The following is an 11,767-nucleotide window of genomic DNA, read 5'->3' on the forward strand; positions in this document are numbered from 1 at the left end:
TCTATGTGGTGGGCTCGGGACCCGCGCTGGTCAGTCGCGGTAGAGCTTGGCGTTGTAGTTCTGCGGCGAGTAGTAGTGCTCGAGTTCCTCGATCGACTCGGTGATATCGCTGTGGACCTCTTTGACCAGGCAGGCGGGGCTCGGCAGGGTATCGACGGGCCACTGCTGCGGCTCCCACAGGTGGCTGCGAATGAACGCCTTGGCACAGTGCAGGAAGATCTGCTCGACCTCGACCTCGACCGCGAGGATAGGGCGATGGCCCTTGACCACCATGTCGTCGAAGTAGGGCGCATCACGCACCAGGCGGGCGCGACCGTTGATGCGCAGGGTCTCGCGGCGGCCCGGGATCAGGAACAGCAGGCCGATGTGGGGGTTGGCGAGGATATTGAGGTAGCCGTCGGCACGGCGATTGCCGGGGCGTTCGGGTATTGCCAGGGTCCGATCGTCGAGCACCTGCACGAAGCCGGCCGGATCACCCTTGGGGGAGGCGTCGCAATTGCCGTCGGCGTCGCTGGTGCTCATGATCAGGAACGGCGAGTTCGCGATCCATTCGCGGTCCCGCGGGTGCAGCGTGGTGCGTTCCTTGTTCGCGGCGCGCGGCATGACTGCGCCGAGCAGTTGCCTGAGTTCGGTGGTGCCGGTGATCTCGTCGGTGCCGATGCTCTCGCGCATACTTCGATTGAACACCCGGTAGCGGCGGCGCCGCGATCGAATTCTGTTCCGGTGCGGCGAGATCGATCACACTTGTGCGCGCCTCAGATCTGGACGTCGAACAGGTTCGGTTGTCCCGCGGCATAGCGATCCGCATCGATGCGACGGAACGGCTCCAATTCGGCGGCGCGATACAGCGTGTACATCCGGCACCGCTCGGCATTCGAGCCTGCCACATCGAGTAGCGCGTTCACCGCGGCCCGCGCGGATTCGTTGGCGCCCTCCATGGTCGCGAGGTCGACGTTGGTTCGCACGTAATCGCCTGCCAGGAAAAGGTTTTCCAGCGCACCGTGCGGCTGCGGCCGATACTCCCATGATCCTGCGGTGTTGATGAGCAGCGGATCGGCGTTGGCGTTGCGCTGCTGGTCGGCCTGCCAGGTGATGCCGGGATCGAGGAACCACGAATGCAGATCGGCGTCGTGCAGCACCGCACCGCGGTCGTTGAGGTGCGCGGTCATCTGCGCCCAGACCTCGCGCGCAATCTCCTCGCGAGTGCACTCCTTGGCCGGCTTGCCGTACAGCATGCCCGGGGTATTCCAGTCCGAGATGTCGACCGAGAGGCAGTCCTGCACGGTGCCGTCACCGAATTCGGTGAGCTTCCTGGTCCACAGCTGATTCTGGGTGATCGAGGTGAGAGACCACGGCGCATCGATGAAGGCGGTGTGCCCGCGTGAAATATCGGCGGGTGTGCGCAAGTAGAACTGGATGCCGTTCATCCAGTCGACGAACAATCCGTCCATCGCGGACAGGTCGGGCCGGACCGCGAGCACGTCCGGGGACCACAGCGCACGGGCCCGCTCGGCGGACAAAGCCACCACGAAGTAGTCGGCGTCGACAGTGCGCTGCACACCGTTCTCGTCGACGACGCGGGCCCCGGTGATCCGGCTATCGCGCACATCCAGCCCGCGCACCTCGGCGCCGAGCGCGAATTGCACGCCGAGCTCACGCAGCCGGCGCACCCACGGGTCGATCCACGTCGCATTCGTGGGTCCGTTCAGCACGCGGTCCAGCGCGCCGTCATTGCCGATCTCGAAGGGATTGCCGAGGAACTGTTCGCCCATATTGCCGATGGTGCGGACGCTGGCGATGTCCTCCTTGGCCGCGACCATGATGCTGGTCAGGGTGCGGGAGAGCAGCGCGCGGAACTCGTGGGAGCGCTGATGGCCGCCGACGTAGTCGCGCCAGGACATGTGCTCCCACTGCCCGAACCGGCGCGCGTCGCAGCTGGAGTTGAAGACGAGCAGGCGATCGGCGAAGTACAGACCTTCGGCCGCAGGCATTTTCAGCGCTGTGCTGATGGTCGCACCGACCGTCTCCCGGAACATCTCCGGGCGGAACGCGGTGCGGGCCCGTGGTCCGAGCGGAAGCCGGAAATCGTCGCCGTCGCGCCGGGCGAACCGCGCCTCCGGCACACCGATCAGGTTGTTCCAGACACCGTTCGGATTGCCGGGGAAGGGGATCCGCCGCATGGTGTCCGGAATATGTTGATAGAAGCCGGGAAAGAAACGGAACCCGTGTTCGCCGGGGAGATCCGGCCGACCCGCCGACCCGGTGCCCGGCACCGGAATGCTGCGTGCCTTGCCGCCGAGCGCTCGACGCTCATAGACGGTGACCTGAAAACCACGCTCGGCCAGTTCGTGCGCCGCGGTCAACCCGGCGACCCCGCCACCGAGCACCGCGACCCGCCTGCCGCCCGGACTTCCGGAGGCGGGCGCGGGCCGTAGCCCACCCGCCGTCAATGCCCCCGCTGTCGCCACCCCCGCCGCGACGGTGCCACGAAGCATCGCTCTTCGCGACACGGTCCATCGCTGTTCTGCCATGCGCAACTCTGCTGCCCAGCCTTTTCGGGACTACTAACACGCACTGCACACTGTAAAGCGGCCTATCCGGGGTCCAGCTACCCCACCCTGGTCAACCGCCGCCTGATGGTAAACCTCGGGGCTCTCGGCCGGGGGTGAACGAACGAACCAGTGCTGCCTCCGCGAGCGCTGATCGCCCGGCCCCTCGTGGCGGGACCGGGCGATCTGCACGGGCGTGCGTCGACATCGGCCGGCTACCGGGTGGGGATCGGTCCGACGTGAATCGATCGGTTCGACATCACCCGGCCCAGCGGTACGACCGTGCTTCAGGCCTCTGCGAGTCGCGGTCGGCCGGCAAGTGTCGGCACCGGTGCTTCCTCGGCGGGGCGTGCAGTAGTCGGCTCCGGCGCTGGTTTGTTCGTACCGATCCGGCTGCTCGCGGTCGTTGCCGCGAAGGCTCCGGCGATCACGATCAGCCCGCCGAGCACCGACAACACCGAGGGGGTCTCGCCGAGCGCGGCCCAGGCGGCGACGATGCCGACGACCGGGACGAGCAGCGACATGGGCGCGACCGTGCTCGCCGGGTAACGGCTCATCAGGTATGTCCACAGTCCCGAGCCCGCGACCGTCCCGAGCACGACGATGTAGGCGAGACCGAGCAGCGCGGGCCAACCGGTGGGGGAGCCGATATCGGTCATGGCATCCAGACCCGTGGTCGGTCCCTCGATCAGTGCGGACAGGGCGAACATCGGGATCGGGGACACCACGGTCATCCACAGGGTGAGATGCAGCGGGTTGACCGCGCCGGAGGTCATCGCCAGCCGGGAGCCGATATTGCCGAAGGCCCAGCCGAGCCCGCCCGCCAGCGTGAGCAGCATCGGCAGCAGCGGGGCGTGCTGCGCGCGATCCAAGCCGATCACCGCGATGCCCGCCACCGCGACGGCGATGCCGAGCAGTTGGACCGGCCGCAGCCGCTCCCGCAGGAACAGCGCCCCGAGGACGACGGTGAACGGCGCCGAGGATTGCAGCACCAGTGAGGCAAGCCCCGTCGGCATTCCGGCTCGCATCGCGGTGAACAGAAAGGCGAATTGCAGGATGCCGAACCCGGTGCCGTACAACAGCAACCAACGCAGCGGCACCTTCGGGCGCGGAATGCAGAACACGACCGGCACCGCGATCACCGCGAAGCGCAGTGCGGCGAAGAAGAAGGGCGGGAAGTGGTCGAGCCCGACCCGGATGGCGATGAAGTTCAGCCCCCAGAGCAGGACGACGGTAAGGCCGAGCAGGCGGTCACGGTTGGTCACGCTTTCTATCGTGAACAGCTCAACTCATAAGAACAATCGAATTAATATGCACTATTTATGTAGCATTCCTGAATGATTACTTCGGACGGCGCATCGGCAGGGCCGCCCATGACCGTCGAACGCCTGCGGGTGTTGCGCGAATTCGCCGACCGCGGCACCATCGCGGCCGTCGCGGCGGCGCTGTCGATGACACCGTCCGCGGTGTCGCAGCAGCTGAAGGTGCTGGCCAAGGAGGCCGGTGTCGCACTGCTCGAGCCCGACGGCCGCCGGGTTCGGCTCACCGACGCGGGACAGGCCCTCGTGCTGCGCGCCGACGAGGTGCTGGCGGCCATGGACCGGGCCGTTGCCGAGATGGCGCATTATCGGGGCTCGCCGCGCGGGCGGGTCCGGGTGGCGCTGTTCCCGTCGGGTGCTGCACTGCTGTTGCCGTACGTGCTGCCCGCGATGGCCGACAGCGGCGTCGAGGTCGTGGCCGGTGACGTAGACCTGCCGCCATCGGAGGTGCCGCGCCTGCTCGCGGACTACGACATCGTCCTCACTCATCGGGACGAGCGCGCCTCCTCGATCGCCGGTCCACGGGTCACCACCAGGGTGCTCATGCGGGAACCCACCGATGTCGTTGTCGCGCCGACACATCCGCTCGCCGGCCGCACCGAGGTGACCCCCGCCGAGCTCGCCGATGAGACCTGGCTGAGCGTGCGCGGCGGCTTCCCCGTCGACGACGTGCTCCGCTCGATCGCGACCATGACCGGTGTCGAGCCACGTATTGCGCAGCGCCTCAACGACTTCCGGGTAATCGAGACCCTCGTCGCCGCGGACTACGCGGTGGCGCTCATGCCTCGCTTCGCGGTAGCCCACCCCGATCTCGCGGTGCTGCGCCTGACCGGCGTCCGCGCCGCCCGCCTCTACGAACTGGCCACCCGCCCGGACGCCGAGCAGCGTCCCGCCATCGCCGCCGTGCTGGCGGCCTTCGAATCCGCGGCCCGTCGGGTGACTGCCGAATAGTGCCGCGACACACAGCGCGGCCCGGCGCAAAAGCGCCGGGCCGCTGAGGTTTCGAACAATTAGTGCCGTCCGGGCGGGCCGCCTCGGTACTGCTGTGAACCGATGTAACCGAAATCATCGGCCACCATGGCGGCAAGCTCCAGCAGTGCGCGCCGGGTCGGCTTGCTCACCAATTCCAGGTCGATTTCCGCGCCCTCGGCGAGATGGTCGTCGAAGGGCACCACCTGCACCGCGCGGGTGCGGTCGAGGAACAGCTTGCGCAGCTGGTCGAGGTCGACCGTCGAGGCGCCGCGGCGCGATGCGTTGACCACCACGACGGTGCGCTCGACGAGCTTGCCGTACCCGTGGTGGTCCAGCCAGTCCAGCGTGGCCGATGCGCTACGCGCGCCGTCGATGGCGGGCGAGGTGACAAGCACCAGCGAACTGGCCATGTCCAGCACGCCTGCCATCGCCGAGTGCATCAGGCCGGTGCCGCAGTCGGTGAGGATGATGTTGTAGAACGACTGCAGAATGCCGATGGCCTGGCGGTAGTCGGCCTCGCTGAAGGCCTCCGAGACCGCCGGGTCCTGTTCGCTGGCAAGCACTTCCAGCCGGCTCGGCGCCTGCGAGGTGTGCGCGCGGACATCCGAGTACCTGGTGATGTGCTGGTCTTCGAGCAGGTTGCGCACGGTGGATCGGGTCTGGCGTGGCACCCGGTGGCCGAGCGTGCCGAGGTCGGGGTTGGCATCGATCGCGATCACGCGATCACCGCGCAGCGTCGAGAACGTCGATCCGAGCCCGACCGTGGTCGTGGTCTTACCAACGCCGCCCTTGAGCGAGAGGATCGCAATCCGGTAGTCACCGCGCACCGGCTGATTCACCCGGTCCACGAGATCGCGGTAGACCACGTCGGCCGCGGATTCGCCCGGATTGACCACACCGCCGGTGGCCTTGTGCACGGCCCGGCGCCAGCCGCTGCGCGGCGCCTTACGTGCGCGCTTGAGCAGGTTCAGGTCGTTGACCGAATGCCCGGGCTGTCCCGGCTGCGGCATGTGCTGCGGCTGAAAGGGCTGCTGCGGCTGATGGGGATTGTGTTCGCCCTGCCAGCCGGGAGGCGGCACTTGGCCCATCGGTCCTGGTCCGGGCTGCCCGAGAGGCGGCTGACCCATGGGCGGGCCGGGCTGCTGGTACATCTGCTGCTGCGGCGGCGCGGGCGGCTGCATCGGCGGGGGTGGCTGCATCGGCGGGGGTGGCGGCGCCCAGCTGTAGATCGGCCCGCTGCTCTGATCGGCTTGCGGCTGATCCTGCGGCACCCGCCGGACGAGCCCGTCGGGCCCGATCTCCTGCCGGTACTCGCTGTAGTTCTGCTGCTCGGGCGCGGGTTGCACCGGATGGCTGCCGCTCTCGGTCGGACCGGCCGGCCCACCGGGCTGATAGGGGCCCGGCTGATACGGCCCGGGCTGGTAGGACTCTGCGTGCGGAATCGGCTGCGGGAACTGCCCGGTGTTGTACGGCGCGAACGGTTCCTGCGCACCGGGCGGTGCGAATCCGTCGGGCGGACCGTAGGACTGCTGCGGCGCGAACGGTTCCTGCGCACCGGGCGGACCGTAGGACTGCTGCGGCGCAAACGATTCCTGCGCACCGGGCGGCGCGAATCCGTCGGGCGGACCGTAGGACTGCTGCGGCGCGGCCTGTGCGTACGAGGTGGTCTGGTCCATCGGACCCGCACCAGGCGGGAACCCGGCGAACTGCGGCTCCGGTTCCGGCGGCGCAGGCGCGTCCGGTAGCTCGGCAGCGGGCAGGTCCGCCGAATCCGTTGTGGATTCTTGCGCTTCGGCGTCGCCGGACAGCTCGGGCGTGATCTCGGCGGCCGACGGTTCGACCCCCTCGTCAGGCGCTGCGTGGTGTCCGTCGGCCTCGGTGGTGACCTCGGCCGTATCTACCGAATGACTCTGCAGCCAGGGCGGAGAAGTCGGGTTGTGGTCGTTTGTAGTCACAGTTCCCCCATCTGCTCGGGAATTCGAGCAGAGAGCTCGGCGCTTGAGTGCGAACCAACGCTAGCACGGGGTTCGGTGACCCGCCCCGCAGTGCTGACAGCGGACGCGCCAGGCAGGCACGCCGCTGATTGTGGCCCGATTGTCGGTCTCTGCCAACAGGATCGAGAGACGGACGCCCCGGTCGGCGACTATGTCGCGCACCAGGACGTCCGGCTCCTACCGTACTCGTCGACCGAGATCAGTGGGCCCGGTTCACCGCGGAGACCACCGCGCGCAGCGACGCGGTGGTGATCGACGTGGCGATACCGACACCCCAGACCACCTTGTCGCCGATCGCGCACTCCACGTAGGCGGCGGCCTGCGCGTCGTCGCCGGCGGACATCGCGTGCTCCGAATAATCCAGCACGCGCACGTCGTAGCCGATGGTTGCCAGCGCGTCCACGAACGCGGCGAGCGGCCCGTTGCCGTTGCCGTTGATCTCCTGCTCGATGCCGTCGAGCTTGACGATCGCGGAAATGGCATCGACGCCGCCATCGGTTTCCGACGCGGTCACCTTCTGCCGCATCCGCTCCAGCGGCAGGATCGGGCTCAGGTACTCCTCGGAGAAGACGTCCCACATCTCCTTCGGGGTGACCTCGCCGCCCTCGCCGTCGGTGATCTTCTGCACCGCCTGGGAGAACTCGATCTGCAGCCGTCGCGGCAGCACCAGGCCGTGATCGGTCTTCATGATGTAGGCGACACCGCCCTTGCCCGACTGCGAGTTGACCCGGATGACGGCCTCGTAGGTGCGGCCGACGTCCTTCGGGTCGATCGGCAGATACGGGACCTCCCACACGATGTCGTCCACGTCGGAGTCGGCCGCGTCGGCCGTGGCCTTCATCGCGTCCAGGCCCTTGTTGATGGCGTCCTGGTGACTGCCGGAGAACGCGGTGTACACCAGGTCGCCACCGTACGGGTGGCGCTCGTGCACCGGCAGCTGGTTGCAGTACTCGACGGTGCGACGGATCTCGTCGATGTTGGAGAAGTTGATCTGCGGGTCCACGCCGCGCGAGAACAGGTTCATCCCCAAGGTGACCAGGCAGACGTTGCCGGTGCGCTCGCCGTTGCCGAACAGGCAGCCCTCGATGCGGTCCGCGCCGGCCTGGTAGCCCAGCTCGGCGGCGGCGACCGCGGTGCCGCGGTCATTGTGCGGGTGCAGCGACAGCACGATCGAGTCGCGGCGGGCCAGGTTGCGGCTCATCCACTCGATCGAGTCGGCGTAGACGTTCGGGGTCGTCATCTCGACGGTCGCGGGCAAGTTGATGATCATCGGCTTGGCCGGGGTCGGCGCGATGATCTCGGTGACCGCGTCGCAGACCTCCTTGGCGTAGGACAGCTCGGTGCCGGTGTAGGACTCGGGGCTGTACTCGTAGCGCCAGTTGGTGTCCGGGTACTGCTGCTCGATCTCCAGGCACAGCTTCGCGGCGTCGGTGGCGATCTTCTTCACCGCGGCCTGGTCTGCACGGAACACCACACGCCGCTGCAGGACCGAGGTCGAGTTGTAGAAGTGCACGATCACGTTCGCCGCGCCCGCGCACGCCTCGAAGGTGCGCTCGATCAGCTCGGCACGGCACTGGGTCAGCACCTGGATGGTGACGTCGTCGGGGATCGCGCCGTCTTCGATGATCTCGCGAACGAAGTCGAAGTCCGTTTGGCTCGCCGAAGGGAAGCCGACCTCGATCTCCTTGTAGCCCATCCGCACCAGCAGGTCGAACATGCGGCGCTTGCGGGCGGGGCTCATCGGGTCGATGAGCGCCTGGTTGCCGTCGCGCAGGTCGACGGCACACCAGCCGGGCGCGCGATCGATGATCTTGTCCGGCCAGGTGCGGTCGGGCACCGCGATCGGCTCGACCTCCTCGGCGAAGGGCCGGTACCGGAAGGTCGGCATCGAGGAGTTCTTCTGGGTGTTCCAGCCGGGCTGGTCGGCCGGGGCGGGCTTCGACGGCGAGGCGATGGTGCGCGAGCCGGATATGAAGACGTCAGCGGGGGACATACGGTTTCTCCGAGTGGGTGTGGTGGATCCCATATATACGGGTCGACCGGCGCGGCAGAACCCCGCGACGGGAGGCCGGTCCGATCAGACCCCGTCGCGGCGGCCGAGAAGAAGTGCCCGCTGCATGATGACGGCGAGTTTACCGTGTCGCGATGCGGGCTCGAAAGCCCGGTCCTGTCATCCGGTCATCCGATGTTGCCGATAGCGTTCCGACCGGGCATACACGCTTGTACGGACTCGGTCCGACGGGACGTCGAAGGAACTGTTCTTATGACTTGGCTGGAACAACTGGCCGTTTTCGGCGCGGGCATCGCGGCGGGCGGCATCAACACCATCGTGGGATCGGGCACTCTGATCACCTTCCCGGTGCTGCTGGCATTCGGATTGCCGCCGGTGACGGCAAACGTGTCGAACACGATCGGCCTGGTCCCCGGGGGGATCAGCGGCGCGATCGGGTATCGGCGCGAGCTCGAAGGCCAGCGGGCCAGGCTGCTGCGGCTGGGCACCGCGTCGCTGTTGGGCGGCACCACCGGCGCGGTGCTGCTGCTGACGCTCCCCGCATCGGCATTCAAGGCGATCGTGCCGGTGCTGATCATCGCCGCGCTGGTGCTGGTCGTGGTGCAGCCGAGGTTGGCGCGCTGGGTGAAGCAGCGCAGGGAGACCGATACCGGCCCGGAACCCGAGCACGGCGGCTTGATCTTGTTCGTCGCGGTTTTCGCCGCGGGCATTTACGGCGGCTACTTCGGCGCGGCCCAGGGTGTGCTGTTGATCGGATTGCTCGGAGTGTTCGTGCACGAGGACATCCAGCGCCTGAACGGGGTCAAGAATGTGCTCGGACTGCTGGTGAACGCCGTCTCCGCGGTCGTGTTCACGATGGTCGCCGATGTCGATTGGCGAGTGGTCGCGCTGATTGCGGTCGGCTCGGTCATCGGCGGACAGCTCGGCGCCAAGATGGGCAGGCGCTTGCCGCCGAACGTGCTGCGCGGGGTGATCGTCGTCGTCGGGATCATCGCGGTCGTCCGGCTGTTGATGGCATAGGTCCGGACACAAAGATCTACCGTGGGACGTGACGATGGAGGTAGCAGCATGGCACTCGAGATGCGCACGGTGTGCGAGCGCTGCAATGTCGGCCTGACCGCGGACGGTCCGGCCCGAATCTGTTCCTACGAGTGCACGTTCTGCGAACCGTGCAGTCGGGCTATGGACGGCGTGTGCCCGAACTGCGGCGGCGAACTTGTGACAAGGCCGAGGCGAGTAGTAGCCGCCTGACCTGCCTCGTTCACCGCTGCGGCACAGCCGATCTCGTCACAAAGGAGGACGACGTGGGCATGGTGTGGGCAGCGGATGAGCGCTGTGGGTAAGTCGAGGATCGCCGTATTCGGTGTGTTGATCGCGCTGATGCCCGCGTTGGGCGGCTGCGGTGCGTCGGCCGAGCGGGAGTCGAAGCAGCAACAGTCGAGAGCGGCCGAACTGGTCGCGCAAGCCGATGCCGTGCCGACGCCGCGCCTGGACTGGGCGCCGTGTGCGGAGCCCGCATCGAGCAGGTACCAGTGTGCTGTCGCGGCCGTTCCGCTCGACTATGCGCAACCGAACGGGGCGACCATCCCGCTCGCGGTCCTGCGCCAGCCCGCGGGCGACCCGGTAGGTCGCATCGGCACGCTGTTCACCGCGGCCGGTGGACCGGGGGGATCGGGATTCGACTGGGCGGCCCTTGGCGAACTCTTTCCCGGCGAGGTGAGTCGTCGATTCGATGTGATCATCTTCGATCAGCGCGGGGTGGGACGCAGCTCACAGGTGCGCTGCTTCGCCGATCCCGAAGCGCAGCAACGATTCTGGGCGAATTCCCCGCAGCCGCCCGGCAATGCCGAGCAGGAGCGCGCCGCCGAGCGTGGCAGTCGCGAGCTGGCGGCGGGTTGCGCGGCCCACAGCGCCGCGCTGCTGCCGCATCTCACCACCGTCGACGCCGCGCGCGACCTCGACCTGCTGCGCCGCGCGGTCGGCGACGCGAAGCTCACTTATTCGGGCGCCTCCTATGCGAGCTATCTCGGCGAGGTCTACGGCGCGCTGTTCGGGGACCGCGTCCGCGCACTGCAACTCGCCGCGATGATCGATCCGGACGCGTACACGAACAACGCGGGCGCCGCGGTCGCCGACACCGCGATCGGCACCGAGGAAGTGTTCGGCGAGTTCGTCCGGTTGTGCACCCAGGCCGGCCAGCCGAAGTGCGCGTTCGCCGGCGAGGATGCGCGGGCCCGCGATCGCGCCCTGCTGGACCGGTTGCGGCAGGGCCCCGTCGAGGTCGGGCGCGGCGAGACCGCGGTGCAGGTGAGCTATGGCGAGGTCGTCCAGGCGCAGGCGATGTTGCTCTACGACTCGCAGCAGGGCTGGTCCGCGCTTGCCGAGCTGCTTGCCGAACTGGAACGCGGTGCCGACGGCAATCCCGGCATCGTGCGGAAAATTCTTGCCGCAGAACCTCTCTCGTTGAATTTCCTCGACTCCTTCACCGCGATCACCTGTGCGGACAGCACCTTTCCCGAACGACCGGACCAGTGGCCCGAGCTGGCGCGCGAATTCTCCGGCAACGCACCGACTTACGCCGCGTTCTGGCTGTACCTGCGGCAGCCGTGCGCCTCGTGGTCCGCACCGCGGGACGGCTATCCGCAGCGGTATACCGGCCCGTGGACGTTGCGCTCGGAGGTTCCTGCGCTGCTGTTCAACAATCGTTTCGACCCGGTGACCCCGCTGACGTTCGCGAAGCGCGCACAACAGGAGCTCGGCAATGCGCGGCTGGTCGTCGTCGACGGCTACGGGCACGAGCCGGCCGGCGACTGCCCCCGCCGGCTACAGGAGCGCTATCTGATCGACCTGCGACTCCCGGCTCCCACCGCCTCCTGCACGGCCGATCGGGCGCCGTTCGGTGGGTGACGCGACGGCCATTTG

General features: G+C 67.9%; 9 protein-coding genes. 4 read left to right on the top strand and 5 right to left on the bottom strand.

What is annotated here, in order from left to right; genetic code table 11:
• Positions 1-30: 30 nt before the first annotated feature.
• The 3 genes from OHA42_RS06810 to OHA42_RS06820 form a co-directional block, all read right to left on the bottom strand.
• Positions 31-672, bottom strand: coding sequence for a pyridoxamine 5'-phosphate oxidase family protein (locus tag OHA42_RS06810; RefSeq protein WP_406235480.1), 642 nt, complete (start codon positions 670-672; stop codon positions 31-33).
• Between the two features lie 83 nt (positions 673-755).
• On the bottom strand, positions 756-2,531 hold the full coding sequence (locus tag OHA42_RS06815; protein ID WP_406235482.1) for an FAD-dependent oxidoreductase: 1,776 nt from the start codon (positions 2,529-2,531) through the stop codon (positions 756-758).
• Between the two features lie 305 nt (positions 2,532-2,836).
• Positions 2,837-3,814 carry an EamA family transporter gene (locus OHA42_RS06820; RefSeq protein ID WP_406235484.1) on the bottom strand — a complete coding sequence of 326 codons (978 nt, stop codon included), beginning with the start codon at positions 3,812-3,814 and terminating at the stop codon, positions 2,837-2,839.
• Positions 3,815-3,922: 108 nt separating this feature from the next.
• Between OHA42_RS06820 and OHA42_RS06825 the strand changes: the two genes are divergently transcribed.
• Positions 3,923-4,819 (top strand): LysR family transcriptional regulator, encoded by an 897-nt coding sequence (locus OHA42_RS06825; RefSeq protein ID WP_406239143.1) that lies wholly within the window; start codon positions 3,923-3,925, stop codon positions 4,817-4,819.
• A 59-nt stretch (positions 4,820-4,878) separates the two neighbouring features.
• Here OHA42_RS06825 and OHA42_RS06830 read toward each other — a convergent pair whose 3' ends face one another.
• Together OHA42_RS06830 and leuA are read right to left on the bottom strand one after the other, a co-directional pair.
• Entirely contained in the window at positions 4,879-6,516 is a 1,638-nt protein-coding gene (locus tag OHA42_RS06830; protein ID WP_406239145.1) for an AAA family ATPase, read from the bottom strand.
• A 517-nt stretch (positions 6,517-7,033) separates the two neighbouring features.
• On the bottom strand, positions 7,034-8,827 hold the full coding sequence (gene leuA, locus OHA42_RS06835) for a 2-isopropylmalate synthase (protein ID WP_406235486.1): 1,794 nt from the start codon (positions 8,825-8,827) through the stop codon (positions 7,034-7,036).
• A 270-nt stretch (positions 8,828-9,097) separates the two neighbouring features.
• On the opposite strand from leuA, the gene OHA42_RS06840 reads away from it, so the two are divergent.
• From OHA42_RS06840 to OHA42_RS06850, 3 genes are all read left to right on the top strand, one after another.
• A complete protein-coding gene (locus OHA42_RS06840) occupies positions 9,098-9,865 on the top strand; it encodes a sulfite exporter TauE/SafE family protein (protein ID WP_328408298.1) in 768 nt (255 codons plus the stop codon).
• Positions 9,866-9,925: 60 nt separating this feature from the next.
• Positions 9,926-10,096 carry a DUF1272 domain-containing protein gene (locus OHA42_RS06845; protein ID WP_406239147.1) on the top strand — a complete coding sequence of 57 codons (171 nt, stop codon included), beginning with the start codon at positions 9,926-9,928 and terminating at the stop codon, positions 10,094-10,096.
• A gap of 75 nt (positions 10,097-10,171) precedes the next feature.
• Positions 10,172-11,752, top strand: coding sequence for an alpha/beta hydrolase (locus tag OHA42_RS06850; RefSeq protein ID WP_406235488.1), 1,581 nt, complete (start codon positions 10,172-10,174; stop codon positions 11,750-11,752).
• Positions 11,753-11,767 lie beyond the last annotated feature (15 nt).

The sequence above is a fragment of the Nocardia sp. NBC_01009 genome, from assembly GCF_045208035.1.
In the GTDB taxonomy this organism is placed as follows: Bacteria; Actinomycetota; Actinomycetes; order Mycobacteriales; family Mycobacteriaceae; genus Nocardia.